At 67.3% G+C, this 15,319-nt stretch carries 14 protein-coding genes and 1 pseudogene; 3 read left to right on the top strand and 12 right to left on the bottom strand.

Features of this window, described 5'->3' with window-relative positions; all coding sequences use genetic code 11:
* Window positions 1–13: 13 nt before the first annotated feature.
* From grpE to G3I60_RS35955, 3 genes are all read right to left on the bottom strand, one after another.
* Window positions 14–676 (bottom strand): nucleotide exchange factor GrpE, encoded by a 663-nt coding sequence (gene grpE, locus G3I60_RS35965; RefSeq protein WP_138358860.1) that lies wholly within the window; start codon window positions 674–676, stop codon window positions 14–16.
* Window positions 673–2,529 carry a molecular chaperone DnaK gene (dnaK, locus tag G3I60_RS35960; RefSeq protein WP_138358862.1) on the bottom strand — a complete coding sequence of 619 codons (1,857 nt, stop codon included), beginning with the start codon at window positions 2,527–2,529 and terminating at the stop codon, window positions 673–675. Before dnaK ends, grpE begins: the two co-directional genes overlap by 4 nt.
* A 166-nt stretch (window positions 2,530–2,695) precedes the next feature.
* On the bottom strand, window positions 2,696–3,328 hold the full coding sequence (locus G3I60_RS35955; protein WP_164294603.1) for a hypothetical protein: 633 nt from the start codon (window positions 3,326–3,328) through the stop codon (window positions 2,696–2,698).
* Window positions 3,329–3,566: 238 nt separating this feature from the next.
* Between G3I60_RS35955 and G3I60_RS35950 the strand changes: the two genes are divergently transcribed.
* Window positions 3,567–5,846, top strand: a complete 2,280-nt coding sequence (locus tag G3I60_RS35950; RefSeq protein WP_164294604.1) for a (Fe-S)-binding protein — start codon at window positions 3,567–3,569, stop codon at window positions 5,844–5,846.
* A 240-nt stretch (window positions 5,847–6,086) separates the two neighbouring features.
* On the opposite strand, the gene G3I60_RS35945 is transcribed toward G3I60_RS35950, so the two are convergent.
* The gene (locus tag G3I60_RS35945; protein ID WP_164294605.1) at window positions 6,087–6,890 is read right to left on the bottom strand and encodes a thioredoxin domain-containing protein; all 804 of its coding nucleotides are present in this window, start codon (window positions 6,888–6,890) and stop codon (window positions 6,087–6,089) included.
* A gap of 148 nt (window positions 6,891–7,038) precedes the next feature.
* Between G3I60_RS35945 and G3I60_RS35940 the strand changes: the two genes are divergently transcribed.
* Complete coding sequence (locus G3I60_RS35940; protein ID WP_164294606.1) at window positions 7,039–7,998, top strand: Yip1 family protein; 960 nt, start codon at window positions 7,039–7,041, stop codon at window positions 7,996–7,998.
* 57 nt (window positions 7,999–8,055) lie between these two features.
* Here G3I60_RS35940 and G3I60_RS35935 read toward each other — a convergent pair.
* The 8 genes and pseudogenes from G3I60_RS35935 to G3I60_RS35900 all read right to left on the bottom strand — a co-directional run.
* Window positions 8,056–8,373, bottom strand: a pseudogene (locus G3I60_RS35935) (phosphoribosyltransferase); the annotation flags it as partial.
* 86 nt (window positions 8,374–8,459) lie between these two features.
* Window positions 8,460–9,692, bottom strand: a complete 1,233-nt coding sequence (locus tag G3I60_RS35930) for a tyrosine-type recombinase/integrase (RefSeq protein WP_164294607.1) — start codon at window positions 9,690–9,692, stop codon at window positions 8,460–8,462.
* Between the two features lie 49 nt (window positions 9,693–9,741).
* The gene (locus tag G3I60_RS35925) at window positions 9,742–9,921 is read right to left on the bottom strand and encodes a helix-turn-helix domain-containing protein (RefSeq protein WP_164294608.1); all 180 of its coding nucleotides are present in this window, start codon (window positions 9,919–9,921) and stop codon (window positions 9,742–9,744) included.
* Complete coding sequence (locus G3I60_RS35920; RefSeq protein WP_164294675.1) at window positions 9,918–11,408, bottom strand: replication initiator; 1,491 nt, start codon at window positions 11,406–11,408, stop codon at window positions 9,918–9,920. Before G3I60_RS35920 ends, G3I60_RS35925 begins: the two co-directional genes overlap by 4 nt.
* 268 nt (window positions 11,409–11,676) lie before the next feature.
* Complete coding sequence (locus tag G3I60_RS35915; RefSeq protein ID WP_164294609.1) at window positions 11,677–12,357, bottom strand: DUF2637 domain-containing protein; 681 nt, start codon at window positions 12,355–12,357, stop codon at window positions 11,677–11,679.
* Window positions 12,358–12,397: 40 nt separating this feature from the next.
* Window positions 12,398–13,759 (bottom strand): FtsK/SpoIIIE domain-containing protein, encoded by a 1,362-nt coding sequence (locus G3I60_RS35910; protein ID WP_239070689.1) that lies wholly within the window; start codon window positions 13,757–13,759, stop codon window positions 12,398–12,400.
* Between the two features lie 35 nt (window positions 13,760–13,794).
* On the bottom strand, window positions 13,795–14,025 hold the full coding sequence (locus G3I60_RS35905) for a hypothetical protein (protein ID WP_164294611.1): 231 nt from the start codon (window positions 14,023–14,025) through the stop codon (window positions 13,795–13,797).
* Window positions 14,022–14,369, bottom strand: coding sequence for a hypothetical protein (locus tag G3I60_RS35900; RefSeq protein WP_164294612.1), 348 nt, complete (start codon window positions 14,367–14,369; stop codon window positions 14,022–14,024). Before G3I60_RS35900 ends, G3I60_RS35905 begins: the two co-directional genes overlap by 4 nt.
* A gap of 181 nt (window positions 14,370–14,550) precedes the next feature.
* On the opposite strand from G3I60_RS35900, the gene G3I60_RS35895 reads away from it, so the two are divergent.
* Window positions 14,551–14,955, top strand: coding sequence for a GntR family transcriptional regulator (locus G3I60_RS35895; RefSeq protein WP_164294613.1), 405 nt, complete (start codon window positions 14,551–14,553; stop codon window positions 14,953–14,955).
* Window positions 14,956–15,319: the final 364 nt, after the last annotated feature.

Below are 15,319 nucleotides of genomic sequence, written 5' to 3'. Positions count from 1 at the left end.
CCCGTGTGTCGCGTCAGCCCTCGTCCGGGCCACCGCTCTCCTCGTCAGCCTCGTCCTCACCCTTGCCCGCCGCGCCCGGCTGGGGCTCGGCGACGGCGACGCGGGCCGGGCGGATGGTCCGCTCACCGATCCGGTACCCGGGCTGCAGGATCTGCACGCAGGTGGTCTGCGTGACATCCGGCGAGTAGCTGTGCATGAGGGCCTCGTGCACCAGCGGGTCGAAGGGCTCGCCCTCCTTGCCGAACTGCTGCAGACCCAGCTTGGCCACCACGGTCTCCAGCGACTCGCCGACGGACTTGAAACCGCCGACCAGCTCGCCATGATCCCGCGCGCGGCCGATGTCGTCGAGTACCGGGAGCAGTTCGGTCAGCAGGTTCGCGACCGCGACCTCCTTGACCGCGATGCGGTCCCGGTCCACCCGGCGCCGGTAGTTCTGGTACTCGGCCTGGAGCCGCTGGAGGTCCGCGGTGCGCTCGGTGAGCGCGCTGCGGGACTGGTCCAGCTGGGCCTTCAGCGCTGTGATCTGATTCGCGTCCCCGGCCGGGGCCGCCGGCTCCGCCTCATCGGCGGAACCGGCGGCCTTCGCCGCTTCGTTGTCGGGCGTCGCGCTCTCGGACTCCGCGGCATCGGAGGGGACGTCGGGCTCCTTGTCGAAGCCCTTCGACTCCTCCGTCACGCGGCACCGTCCTTCGGCTTGTCCTCGTCCACGATCTCGGCGTCGACGACATCGTCGTCGGCCTGGGCCTGGCCGGCACCCGCGGCGTCCTCGGGACCGGCGGCGCCGGCACCTTCGGCCTGGGCGTTGGCGTAGAGCGCCGTGCCGAGCTTCTGGCTCGTGGCGGCGACCTTCTCGGTGGCCTCGCGGATCGCGGCGACGTCCTCGCCCTTGAGCTTCTCCTTGAGGTCCGCGACGGTCGTCTCGACCTCTTCCTTCACGTCCGCCGGGAGCTTGTCCGTGTTGTCGGCGATGAACTTCTCCGTCTGGTAGACGAGCTGTTCTGCCTGGTTACGGGTCTCGGCGGCCTCGCGGCGCTTGTGGTCCTCCTCGGCGTACTGCTCGGACTCGCGCATCATGCGGTCGATGTCGTCCTTCGGCAGCGCGGAGCCACCGGTGACGGTCATGCGCTGCTCCTTGCCGGTGCCGAGGTCCTTGGCGCCGACGTGCATGATGCCGTTCGCGTCGATGTCGAAGGTGACCTCGATCTGCGGCATCCCGCGCGGGGCCGGCGGCAGACCGGTCAGCTCGAACATCCCGAGCTTCTTGTTGTACGCCGCGATCTCGCGCTCGCCCTGGTAGACCTGGATCTGGACGGACGGCTGGTTGTCCTCGGCCGTCGTGAAGATCTCGGAGCGCTTGGTCGGGATCGTGGTGTTGCGCTCGATGAGCTTCGTCATGATCCCTCCCTTGGTCTCGATACCGAGGGACAGCGGGGTGACGTCGAGCAGCAGGACGTCCTTGACCTCGCCCTTCAGGACACCGGCCTGCAGTGCGGCGCCGATGGCGACGACCTCGTCCGGGTTCACGCCCTTGTTGGCGTCCTGACCGCCGGTCAGCTCCTTGACGAGCTCGGCGACGGCGGGCATACGGGTCGAGCCGCCGACCAGAACCACGTGGTCGATCTCGGACAGCTGGATGCCGGCGTCCTTGATGACGTTGTTGAACGGGTTCTTGCAGCGGTCCAGGAGGTCCGCGGTGAGCTGCTGGAACTGGGCGCGGGTGAGCTTCTCGTCCAGGTGCAGCGGGCCCTCGGCGGAGGCCGTGATGTAGGGCAGGTTGATCGAGGTCTCGGTGGACGAGGACAGCTCGATCTTCGCCTTCTCAGCGGCCTCACGGAGGCGCTGGAGGGCCATCTTGTCCTTGGACAGGTCCACGCCGTGACCGTTGGCGAACTGCTTCACCAGGTAGTCGACGACCCGCTGGTCCCAGTCGTCACCACCGAGGTGGTTGTCACCGTTGGTGGCCTTCACCTCGACGACGCCGTCGCCGATCTCCAGCAGCGAGACGTCGAAGGTGCCGCCACCGAGGTCGAAGACGAGGATGGTCTGGTCGTCCTTGTCGAGGCCGTAGGCCAGGGCGGCGGCCGTCGGCTCGTTGACGATGCGCAGGACGTTGAGGCCCGCGATCTCGCCGGCTTCCTTGGTCGCCTGGCGCTCGGAGTCGTTGAAGTACGCCGGGACGGTGATGACCGCGTCCTGGACCTTCTCGCCCAGGTAGGCCTCGGCGTCACGCTTCAGCTTCTGCAGGATGAAGGCGCTCATCTGCTGCGGGTTGAAGTCCTTGCCGTCGACGTTGATCTTCCAGTCGGTGCCCATGTGGCGCTTGACCGACCGGACGGTCCTGTCGACGTTCGTGACTGCCTGGCGCTTGGCGACCTCTCCGACGAGCACCTCGCCGTTCTTGGCGAAGGCGACGACGGACGGCGTGGTCCTGGCGCCTTCGGCGTTGGTGATGACGGTGGGCTCGCCGCCTTCGAGAACGCTGACGACGGAATTAGTCGTGCCCAGGTCGATGCCGACCGCACGTGCCATGGTAAATCCTCCAGCTGACCGACTTGAGTGGAACTGGCTCAAGGGTGCATCAGAGAGCGAAACCTGTCAACAGAGCTGAGTGGAGGCGACTCAACTCTTCGACTGTTCAATCGCTCACAGCTTCGGCCGCAGGGCTGTGACCTTTGGTTTCTTGCTGGCTTCGGCATCAGAACCGATCTTCACGCAGCGCCCGGAAGAGCGCACCCGCGGCCGGTCCGTGCGGCACCGTCACCGATCTGAGCCGGTGCCCGGGCCGCCCGCGGACCCCGTCCGCGAGGGGGGAGAGCGGGTCGAGCGGGTACAGCTCGGCCAGCGGATAGAGCTCGGGGATCGAGTCCAGTCCGGCGTCGGCGGTGACGGTCGAGGTCGCGAAGGTCCGCAACTGACCCCCGGTTCCCCTGCCGCCCTTGAGGTCGATCACCACGTGGTGATCGACCCGGATGCCGGTGAGCGCCTCGAAGGCGCGGATCGTGCAGCCCGTACAGCCGGGGGTGCGCGCCATCAGGTCGCCGGGCACGGTGACGGCGGCCGCCGCCCGCCGGGCGTCGGCGGACACATGGAGCAGGGTCACCGACGCCGACCGTTCGCCCATCACCAGGACGTTGCGCGCCTTGGGAACGAGCACCGGGGGACGTTCCTCCGGGTGCTCCGCGAGCACCCGGGCGGCGACCTCGTCGGTGCGGATGTTGCCGTTGAGCCTGCGGTAGGCCATCCAGCCGAGCGCCGCCGACACCCCCAGCAGCAGGGCCATCCCCAGGCCCAGGACCCGCAGCATCCTGCGGGTCCTGGGCGTCGTCACGGCACACTTCATGCCGTACTGCATTGCCGTATTGCTGAGCTTTCGTGCGCCTATAGTCGTATTTCCCACGAACGGATGCGGGCCCGTCGAACCGGACTCGTCGTTCGATCGGTCACACAGCGACACAGATCACCGGCTGGGCGGCTGTATGAGGCCGGGTATCCCGGGTAATCTCAGCGGGAGACCGGATAAGTTACCGCTTAGTAATCCCCGCTCGCGCAGGCCCGAGGAGCCCTCCATGCAACTCGCCGCGATCATTGTGTCGCTGGTCCTCACCGCGGTCGGCGTTGCGCTCATCAGCCGCGCCGTCGCGCAGATCTACCGGTTCATCAAGCTCGGCCAGCCCACCCCTGAGGGCTTCCGCACGGGCAACCCGGTGCAGCGCTCCAAGACCCTGGGCGTGGAGTTCGTCGGCCACACCCGCATGAACAAGTGGGGCGTCGTCGGCGTCGCGCACTGGTTCGTGGCCGTCGGCTTCCTGACCCTCGGGCTGACGATCCTCACCGCGTACGGCCAGCTCTTCAAGGCCGACTGGACGCTGCCGGTGCTGGGCGGCTTCCTGCCGTACGAGATGTACACCGAGTTCATCGCGCTCGCGACGACCGTCGGCATCCTGGTCCTGATGGCGATCCGGCTGCTGAACCTGCCCTCGCGGGCCGGCCGCAAGTCGCGCTTCGCCGGCTCGACGTCCTGGCAGGCGTACTTCGTCGAGTACGTCATCCTCGTCATCGGCCTCGCGATCCTGACGCTGCGCGGGCTGGAGGGCGCGCTGCACGGCGTGGACCACTACGAGGCCGCGTACTTCGCCTCGTACCCGATCGTCGCGGCCTTCAAGGGGCTCAGCACCGGGGCGCTGCAGAACGCGGTCTACCTCACGGCGATGATCAAGCTCGGCGTGACGATGACCTGGGCGATCACCGTCGGCCTCAACACCGACATGAGCGTCGCCTGGCATCGCTTCCTGGCCTTCCCCAACATCTGGTTCAAGCGCGAGGAGTCCGGCGCGGTCGCGCTCGGCGCGCTGCAGCCGATGGCCTCGGGCGGCGTGCCGATCGACTTCGAGGACCCGGGCGAGGACGACCAGTTCGGCGTCTCCCAGATCGAGCACTTCTCCTGGAAGGGTTTGCTCGACTTCTCCACCTGCACCGAGTGCGGCCGCTGCCAGTCGCAGTGCCCCGCCTGGAACACCGGCAAGCCGCTCTCCCCCAAGCTCCTGATCATGTCGCTGCGCGACCACGCGCACGCCAAGGCGCCGTACCTGCTCGCGGGTGGCGGCAAGGACGCCGAGGGCAACGAGAAGGCGACGCCCGAGCAGCTGGCGAACGTACCCGCCGCCGCCCTGGCCGAGGCCGAGCGTCCGCTCATCGGCACCGCCGAGGAGAACGGCGTCATCGACCCGGACGTCCTGTGGTCCTGCACCACCTGCGGCGCCTGCGTCGAGCAGTGCCCGGTCGACATCGAGCACATCGACCACATCGTCGACATGCGGCGCTACCAGGTGATGATCGAGTCCGCGTTCCCGAGCGAGGCCGGGACGATGCTCAAGAACCTGGAGAAGAAGGGCAACCCCTGGGGCCTGGCGAAGAAGCAGCGCCTGGCCTGGGTCAAGGAGGTCGACTTCGAGGTCCCGGTCGTGGGCCAGGACATCGAGGACCTCTCGGAGACCGAGTACCTGTACTGGGTCGGCTGCGCGGGCTCCCTGGAGGACCGCGCGAAGAAGACCACCAAGGCCTTCGCCGAGCTCCTGCACATCGCCGGGGTCTCCTTCGCCATCATGGGCGGTGAGGAGAACTGCACGGGCGACTCCGCCCGCCGCCTGGGCAACGAGTTCCTCTTCCAGCAGCTCGGCCAGCAGAACGTCGAGATGCTGAACATGGCCTTCGGTGAGGACGCCGAAGAGGGCATCGTCGTCGAGAAGACCAAGAAGAAGATCGTCGCGACCTGCCCGCACTGCTTCAACACCATCGCGAACGAGTACCCGCAGCTCGGCGGCGAGTACGAGGTCATCCACCACACGCAGCTGCTGCAGCACCTGGTGGACGAGGGCAAGCTCGTCCCGGTCACCCCGGTCGAGGGCCTGATCACGTACCACGACCCCTGCTACCTGGGCCGGCACAACAAGGTCTACACACCGCCGCGCGACATCATCAAGGCGGTGCCCGGTCTCCGCAACGAGGAGATGCACCGGCACAAGGAGCGCGGCTTCTGCTGCGGCGCCGGCGGCGCGCGCATGTGGATGGAGGAGCGCATCGGCAAGCGCATCAACAACGAGCGCGTGGACGAGGCGCTGTCCCTCAACCCGGACATCGTCTCCACCGCCTGCCCGTTCTGCCTGGTGATGCTCTCCGACTCGATCAACGGCAAGAAGAACGACGGCAAGGCGAAGGAGAACCTGCAGGTCGTGGACGTCTCGCAGCTGCTGCTGCAGTCGGTCAAGACGCCTGTGGAGCCTGACGTCGAGGGCCCGGACGACGAGGGCTCGGTGGAGGAGCCCGCGGAGGCGGCCAGCAACTCCTGACGTGACACGCAGCGGGGACGGCATGCCTTGAGGGGCGTGCCGTCCCCGCTCTGTTTCCCGTACTCGGCTAGGGCGTATTGCGAAAGTCCCGCCTGGCCCACGACGCCTGGCACGCGCCCTCGCCGCGTTGTCGGGCTCGTCCACGTACGTTCAGAGGACGACCCTCCGCCTTGCGAGCGCACCCACCGGACGCCGTGGGCCACGCCCTCCGGGCGAACGGCGCTCCTTTCGCAACACGCCCTAGCTGATGCCGAGCGCCTTGAGCGCTGTGGCGAACGCGGTGGCGTCGTAGACGGCCTTCTCCGGTGTGACCTTCTTGCCGTTCACCAGGACCGTCGGGGTGCCCTGGGAGCCGGAGGCCTCGAAGGCCTTCTCGGACGTCGCCACCCAGTCCTTGTGGGTCTGGTCCTTGACCGCCTTCTGGAAGGCCGTGGTATTCAGGCCCTTCACGGTGTCGGCGATCTTCAGCAGGAAGGCGTCGGTGAAGCCGTCGGCGGGCTCCTCGGGCTGGTTCTCGAAGACCGCGGAGTGGAACTCGGGGAACTTCCCCGCGTCGACGGCCGCGCGCATCGCGTTGGCCGCCTTCTTCGAGCTGCTGCCGCCGAAGTTCGCGTCGAGGAAGGACGCGATCGTGTACTCGACCTTGACCTTGCCGTCCTTCACCAGCTTCGCGAGCGCCGAGCCGCCGCCCTGCTCGAAGTGCATGCAGTACGGGCAGCGCGGGTCCTCGTAGACCTTCACCGTGTTGGGCGCCTTCGGGTCGCCGACGACGATCGCCGTACCGTCCGCGGCCATCCGGGCGGGGAGTTGCGAGAGCGTGGCCGGGTCGACGGCGCCCTTGGCACCGCCGTCGTCGTTGGCGCCGGCCTGCGCCCCGGACTTCGCCCCGGACTTCGCGGATGCGGCGGAATCGGAGCCGGGTCCCTTCGCCGACCCGGATCCCGACCCTGATGACCCGCAGCCGGCCGCCGTCATCGCGAGCACCGCGGCGGCGACGGCCGCGATTCCCGCGGTTCTGACGTTACGGGCGGTACGTACGGCCATGGAACGGCTCCTTCTGATGTGACTGCTGCGTCCCGGAAGTCCCGAGATGTCCTACCGTCTAACGAAGCTATGTTCCCACCAGCCCCACCAGCCCCGACATAAGTCACATGAATCAGGGCCAAAGGTCCCCCAATGGCCCTGTCGTGACGTGTCACAGGTTGGCAGCAAAGCCCCCCGGAGAACCGGCCTCCCGGCCCGGCGCCCAGCGGGAACCGGTACGTTCGATGACGTGGCTGGATTCAGGAATCGACGCGGACGGGACCACGGCGGGCAGCGAACGCCCCCGCAGGGTGGGCCTCAGAACTACGGACAACCGCAGGGTTATCCGCAGGGCTACGGAGGCGGGCACGCCGGCGCCCCGTCGGGCGAGCCCGAATACTTCGGCGAGCCCGCTCCGGGCCAGGCGCCGGCACCGGCGTACAACGACAACCCGGGCCACACCCGCGCCTTCACCCTCCCCGGCTCCCCCGACCAGTGCGCGCCGTACGCCGGCCCGGACCAGGGCGGCCCCGGCAACGACAACATCGCCACGTACCGCGCGGGTCAGACCACCGCACCGCCCTCCGGGCCCCGGCTGCACTGGAAGCAGCTGATCAGCGGTATCGCGCTGCGCCCCGGCCACACCTTCTGGCAGATGCGGGACTACGCGGTCTGGGGCCCGGCCCTGACCGTCACGTTCCTCTACGGCCTGCTGGCGGTCTTCGGCTTCGACGCGGCCCGCGAGGACGTCCTCAACGCGACCGTGTCGTCCAGCGCCCCGTGGGTGATCAGCACCGCGGTCGCCGTCACGCTCAGCGGCCTGATGCTGGGCACCGTGACGCACGCGCTGGCCCGCCAGCTCGGCGGCGACGGCTCCTGGGCCCCCACCATCGGCCTGGCGATGCTCGTCACCTCGCTCACCGACGCGCCCCGCCTGCTCTTCGCGATGTTCCTCGGCAGCGCCAACGGACTCGTCCAGATCCTCGGCTGGGTCACCTGGCTGGCCTGCGCGGCCCTGCTCACCTCCATGGTGAGCAAGTCCCACGACCTGCCCTGGCCCAAGGCGCTCGGCGCGGCCTCGATCCAACTGATCGCGCTGCTGGTCCTCTTCAAGCTCCCGGTGATCTAGCAGTAAGGGGCGGCTCCCCTGGGAGCCGCCCCTTATGTGCATCACATCGGCCAGGCCTCAGGCGTCCCGAACCTGCCCCGCCCGCTTCACCACGGGCTCGTCGACGGACCAGGGAAAGTTGATCCAGTCGTCGGTGCGCTTCCACACGTACTCGCACTTCACGAGCGACTGCGTCTTCTCGTAGATCACCGCGCTGCGGACCTCGGCGACATGCCCGACGCAGAAGTCGTGCACCAGCTTCAGCGTCTTGCCGGTGTCGGCGACGTCGTCGGCGATCAGCACGCGCTTGTTGCTGAAGTCGATGGCGTCGGGCACCGGGGCGAGCATCACCGGCATCTCCAGCGTGGTGCCCACACCGGTGTAGAACTCGACGTTAATCACGAGAGGGGCAGTCACCAGGCACGATGCCCGACAACTGCCCCTCAGATCAGCACCAACTCAGCACGCCTGTCCGGCGCGGCTCACTCAGCACGACGCGCGCCACGCCTCCTATCCAGAGCATCAGACAGGTTCTGTGCCAGCGCAAGCGCGATGGCGCCCTTGGCCCTCGCTTCCGCTCCCTTGATCAGGTGGAAGTAGATCTTCTCCGTGACCTTGCTGCTGGAGTGGCCGACCCAGGCCGCGACCTCCGCCAGTGGCACACCAGCCGCGATCGCAGCCGAGACGAAGAAGTGACGCAGCGACTTCGGCGTCAGGTTCCGATCCTCCAGTCCAGCGCTGTCGATGGCCTTGCCCCAGTGGCTACCGAACGTAGTCCGGGCCGGGTGACGGCCGACGTACATCTCCGACTCGTAGAACCAGCCAGGGTCACCCCATGTGCCGAACGTGGCGATGTGCGTAGACCACGACTCGGCAGTGATATCGGCCACCGGGACGGTTCGGCCTTTGCGCGACCACTTGAGTTCATCCTTCATGCCGGTACCGCGCCCCGCACCGTCGTTGGCTGTGAACGACGTGAGCTGAGCATCAGCAACGTACAGTCCAGCCTCCTTATCCCACTTGGACTCACACACACCGAGCGCTTCACCAGGACGCATACCAGTACCCGCCATACCCCAGACCGCCGAGCTGAACGCCGCCCTGATGTGTTCGGCGATCGATTCAACCTCCCATGCTTCGGGCACTTCTGACGGGTCGATCGCACGGTATGTGTCCTCGATCTTTCGCTTCCGGGGATCAGCCCTCTTGCACGGATTCTTGGCAATAATCTCTGCTTCATACGCGTACTTGAAGACGGAAGCAAGGATGTTCTTCCGAACCTGGATGCCGTACGGCTTGTATTTTCGCTCCTTCTCGGAGGACTCCCAGCGCGTGATGTCGCTCGCACTGATCGCCCCGATGGCCCGACTTCCAAAAGGCCGCTCGTAATGGTTGCGGTAGACACTGTCGTACTGAACTCGGGAGGACTTCGCCAATTCGCCTTCGTCCTTACCGGCATTGACCCACTCGTTCCAGACGTCGGCGAACGTTCGCTTGGACTTCTCCGGGTCGATGTACGAGCCGAGATCCTTAGCCCGCTCGACCTTCCGCTCCCATTTCTCCGCGAGCTTCTTGCCAGCAGCACCTTTCTCGAAGGTGTGCTCAAGTTGACGACCCGAACGCCCGCCGGGCTCACGCCAGCGCACAACCCACGGGTGATCGCACCCGTCCCAGGCCGTGATGGTGCATCCGCAGCGCTTGATTATCGATCCCATTTCCCCATCCCCTTCGTTGTTCGGTCAATTCCGCGTGCGGTGAATTCCGCTAAGCCACTTGAAGTTCCAACCAGCTCTCCAAGTCCCTCTCGCGGAAGCGGAGGTGTTTGCCAACCCTGTGCGCCTTGATTCCCCACCTGCGCCAATTGCTGTAAAAGGTACTGAGGGAGACCGCAAGGAATTGGGCAGCCTCAAGAGGCGTGAGCAGCTTGTTAGATCCGCCCCTCATTTCCCATCAACTCCCTCATGCTTCAGCTGATCGGCGAGGCCGTGTTGTTGGCGTGCGGTTTCGGCAAGGAGTGCTTCTCCGGGGCTGTATCCGTTGCCGAGGTAAGCCCAGGAGGATTCGGTGATGAGAGTGGTGTGTTCCTGTTCGTGCTCAGGTAGGCCGGCACGGATGCGTTCGTGGGCGCGTTCGGTGCGCCAGGTGCGACGAGCGCCCCGCAGTTCGCCGAGGGTGGTGGAGTAGCGGCGGGATTTGCTGGAGAAGTGGCCCCTGAATCCGAGCATGTGGGCCCAGTGGCGGAGCTTGAGGTGTGCCAGGTCGGGGATACCGCCGAGGTCCCACGCGGTGCGGATCATCTGGCGGACGTGCCGCTGAACCACCAGGTGGACGAGAGGTTGGCCCTGCCCGGTGCCGTCGCAAGGCTGGCAATCGGTACGGCGTCCGTCGGTCATGCGGAACCCGCGCCCCTTGCAGGTCGGGCACGACACGGAACGGTCGAGCGTCCCCGCGGATTCAGCGCCCTTGGTGGCGTACTTCGCGACGTAGGCCGCCACCTTGTGATCGGTGAGCTTGTTGGGGGATGCGCTCAAGGGCCGTGCATCGATCTGGCGTCCCCAGCGGAAGGAGCGGGAGCCGATCGCGTCGTTGTCGTCCAGGCGCACGGACACGGCCTTTGCAGCGGCCCGTATCGCCTTGATCAGAACCTTGGTCAGCTCCTGCGTCTTTACCTTTGCGAGGGGCATTGGGTCGCTTCCCTCGATCCGAACCACTGTCTTCACGTCGTCAAGGGGCTGTTGGTCTTCCCCGGGCCCGTCGAAGCGGATGATCGCGTGGTAGTGGACCAGGCCGCGCTTTTGGTACTCGGCGACTTTGGCGAAGGAGATCCGAAGAGCTTTCTTCATAGCTCGGACGGTGAGGCCCAGTGCGGCGGCGACAGTGCGGCGCAGGTAGACGGTGAAGCGCTGCCACAGGGCGGGGGCGTGCGCGTTCCAGAGCACGGCGCCGCTGTAGTCGTAGCGGCCGGGGTTGATCGGGGTGCCCAAGGCCGGATCGTCGGGGGTGTGGCGGGTGCCGCACTTGCAGGTGAGGCGGGTACCGGTGGCGTTCTTCGCCCGGTTGTGAACCTGACCGAAGGACGGGGCGGTGAAGGTGGCGAACACGCGCGGGTGCCCGGAGACATCCTCCGCGACGCCCTTGCCTCCGGAGAGGCCAGCTTTGATCAACTGGTAGGTGTCGGCGGCGTAGACGCGGGAGCAGGCCGGGCAGCGCGAGGCGCGGCGGTTGCCGCACGGCAGCAGGAGCCTGCCCGTGGGGTGCTCGTCGGTGTTGAACACGTGCAGTGCCTCACCGGTCTCCGCGTTGAGCGTGGCGGAGTATCCGGTGAGCTGGACGGGGTGGGTGCAGCCGCCCAGGCGGTCAATCTGTTCCTGGACGCGGTCGAAGTCGGGGAGCTGGGCGAGGTTGAGCAGGTCCCGTGTGGCGGTACCCATGACCGGGGCGGGGGCGGTGGCCGGTTCGGGCAGGGCCGGGGGCGGGGTGCTCAGGGTGGCGCGTTGGGCAGGGGGGCACCACCGGGCGAGCAGTTCATGGGCGGCCCGGCTGATCTGTTCTGGGGCCGGGGCGGGGGTGGTCATGGTGGCGGTGTCCTTCCTTATGGGCAGGGGTGACCCGGCCAGGAACGGCATGCGGGCAGGCGCGTTCCTGGCCGGAGCCACAGGGGGTTTGGTGCGGGTGGTGGGTTAGGCCGGCACGCAGGACTCAGGCAGTGAGTTGCGCGTGCACGGCACCGGCCAGCGGCGAGGCGACGCCCAGGCGGGCGGCCAGTTCGGGGGCGGTGATGTGCTGCCCGTGCCGTTGCTGGTGTTCGGCGGCGATCCGGCGTCCGGCTTCCAGGAGCGGAGCGGGGACCGGCCGAGAGCCCGTAGCGGGAGCGGTAGCCGGGACGGCCGCGCCGGACACCAAGGCCGGGGCGGGTGCTGCGTCGGCTGCTCTGGCCGGGGTGGTGATCGCGGGGGTGGTCGAGGCGTCCGGCGCGGTGGTGTGGAAGTGGGCCAGGAGCAGGGGGCCGACCTTGCCCCAGCCGAGCAGGAGCAGGGGTGCGACCGTGTCGAGGGCGGCGCGGCCGTAGTGGCGGGCGGCCAGGGGTTCGGCGATGTTCAACGCCAGGGTCAGGAGCCCGCACACGTGCATCAGCCGCTGTGCCGGGGCCAGTTCGGCCGGGGCGACGCCATGCAAGGCCAAGTGGCGCAGGGCGACCAGCAGCCCGACCACGGACAGATCCACCATCGGGGCGATCAGCGGTGCGACAGGGTGCGGGACGCCGAGGCGCAGGGCCAGGGTCCAGACGTTGCCGAAGGAGAAGGTGAAGGCCAGGGCCGCGATGACCGCCATCACGGCGGTGACGGTGCGTTGAGTGTTCCGGTCCGCAGTGGCGGTCATCGCGAGGTGTCCTCCCTTCGTTCTGTCGTGGGGGTTGGGGTCAGCGGCCGTCACGGGGGCGAGGGCGTTTCTTGACCATGACCGGCGGTGCGGTCAGGGCCTTGCGGAGCAGGTCCATCGGGTCGGCGGTCAGGTGGGCGGTGTCGGCGGCGATCTGCGCGGCGTAGTACGGATCGACTTCCGGCATCCGCACCCGCATGAAGCCCGGTTGGCCGTCGGTGACCATGGCTGCAACGCCGACGTATCCGGGATCCTGCAACAGCACCGGGTTCGCGTCCGGGAAGTTGCGGATGTCCTCCCCCAGCGCGGCAACAGACGCTTCCGCCGTCTTCTGCGCGAAGGACAACCCGACCGGGCAGATGTCCCGGATGAACGTCGGGATCGCGTCACCAGTCGCCTTCTGCGTAGCGAGGATCGTCACCATCCCCACCGAGCGGCCCTTTTTCACGAGCTCTTCCACCAGCCGGGCGTTCTCCGCAGCCAGGGCCGCGAGAGCCTTGGTCTTGGGGTCGTTGCCCTTGCGGTCGCGGAAGTACGTGTGCGCCTCGTCGATGATGACCACGATCATCGGCCATTCCGGCGACGGGCCGACGTGCCACATGTTCGTCACCCCCAGCACCCGCTGAATGGCGTCCAACCGGTCACGGCGCAGGGCGTCAAGGCGTTGAAGGAGCTGGTTGGCTTCCGCCAGGTCGTCACCGGCGAAGGCGAAGAACCGTTTCACCATGTCGGCGTAGTCGCCCTGACTGGCCGAGGACACCTTCCCGTCCAGGACAACGAATTGCACCGCATCGGACGGCGCCAGGCGGCACACGATGGCGTTGATCAGGGACGTTTTCCCGTACCCGGGCAGGCCGGCCACCGTGATTCCGGGCACGTTCGACACGCGCAGGCGCACCAGCTCGGCGTACTCATCCACCCCCAGATCCCAGATGCTGACATCATCCAGCGGCCGACCCGTGGGGATGAACGAGGTGGGCACAATCAGGGGGTCGGACCGCACCGCGCGCATGATGACCTTGCCCGGCCCGTTCTGCCGCACCGACAGCCGGGTGCACCCCCAGTCGTCCGCCAGGTACGCGGCCTTGTTCTTGAAGTCCTCCAGACCCACGGTCGGCAGGCAGTTCGCGTGCACGATCACCCCGAACTGATCGGGGACCGTCGAGATTTTCGGGGTCAACTCCCTCGGCTTGGGTACCTGCCCGTCCTTGGCGGTCATCGACGCCATGAGGGTCGGGGTCTTGTCGAGGACCGACAGGCCCAGCATCTTCGCCACACGAGGCCACCGCCGCCGTATGCGTGCTGCCTGGCGGATACTGGCCCGCAGCTCGGTATCAGCCCGCACATAGCGGACGGCGATCCGAATGCCGAGGACCAGGAAGACCACCAGGCCCAGGGCCATGAGCAACGGCGCGTAGTGGGTGATCGTTTCGGGGGTCATGACGGCCTCCTTTCGTTGTGGGTGTCGAACAAGAACTCGACCAGGGCAAGTTCGAAATCGCCCCAGTCCGTCAGGTTGTCCAGCGGCGGATAGCCGTGGGCCACCAGCAGGGCGCCCAGGGACTTCACGAACTGTTCGGTGAACCGGTCATCGCCCGGCACGTGATCCAGCGGGTAGGCCCGGGGCGGGCCCCACAGGATGCGAGTGTCATCCGGGGTGTCGGTCACTTGGCCAGCTCCAGGCCCTCAGCCCGGTAGGACAGGCCGACATTGACCTGACCACCCATGCCGGGCATTCCCCACGGGCTAGCGACCAGGCCCACCGGCCGCACCACCGACCCCGGAGCCATCCCCTTGGGAAGCTGCGACTCCGGCACGGTGATCTTGAGGATCTGAGCGCGACCCTCGAACGTCTCGACCAGGTTCACCACCGACAGGGCCTCACCCGACATCCGGTCGAACGCCCGCTCCGGCGGCATCCCCTCAGCGGTCTCCTTCAACTTGTCGACCGCCACCACCGCGACCATGAACAGCGATCCGGCCGTGTCGACCTTGGCAAAAGCACGAGCCATGACGTTCTCCTTCGTTGAGCCGAACCCCGATGGGCCCGGCGTGAGATCAACAGTGCACCATCAACACCAGGTGCGTCAAGCACATAGCGCACCTTGTTAACCGAGCTAGCTAGCGCACAAAGATTGGAGGTGTGCATCCGTCCTAGTGCGATGGGTGTGCTAGGCGGGCTACCCTCGGCCTATGAGCCTGCCGAGGGATTCCCACACTCCGCCGTACCGCTTGGTCGCCGACGAGATCCGCCAGCAGATCCGTTCCGGCCGCATCAAGCCCGGCGAGCGGGTCCCGTCCTCCCGTGAGCTGGAAGCCACGCACGGGATCGCGAACATGACCGCCCGCAGCGCGCTGCGCGTCCTACGCGACGAGGGCTTGATCTACTCGACGCCCGGGCGGGGGAACTTCGTGGTGGACACGCTTCCCCCCGACACGGGCCCGCAGGCCGGCACCGACCCATCCGAGCCCAGGTCGATGCCCAGCGCCGAGTACCTGCAACTGTCCGAACGGCTGGACGCGCTCAACGCCCGACTGGACGGCCTGCTAGAGGTCTTCCAGCAGCTCGGCGCGGTCACCGGGCCGAAGAAGAAGTAGTCATCACGTTCCGGACGATCTGACGGGCCAGCTCTTCCAACTGCCCTAGCTTGTCCTCCGCTTCGGTCATACGGGCCGCGATAGCCGCCGCCTCCTGCGTGTTCATGTCGTCCCCGTTCATTACGTGCCGTCCCTCGCTTGCCGCTCTTCCGGTCTGGGGTCTCGCTTGCGATGCCCGATCAACCGGGATCCCCGCTGTCCCCGTAGAGGTGTCGAAAACGGCGGCCGTGTGACGCCAAAGAGGCGGAATTTCATCGGATGCATCATTCGGTGAGGTTCGGTGACGTCTGCTGACCAGCTCAGACTCACGCCGGGCATGACTCTTTCGGGTGAAGAGAATTGGCCTGGCCTCGCCCGATCTACT

This window comes from Streptomyces sp. SID13666, from assembly GCF_010548325.1.
Lineage (GTDB): Bacteria > Actinomycetota > Actinomycetes > Streptomycetales > Streptomycetaceae > Actinacidiphila > Actinacidiphila fildesensis.
Note: the sequence above shows the minus strand (reverse complement) of the source record. Positions and strands in the feature narration are given on the sequence as shown.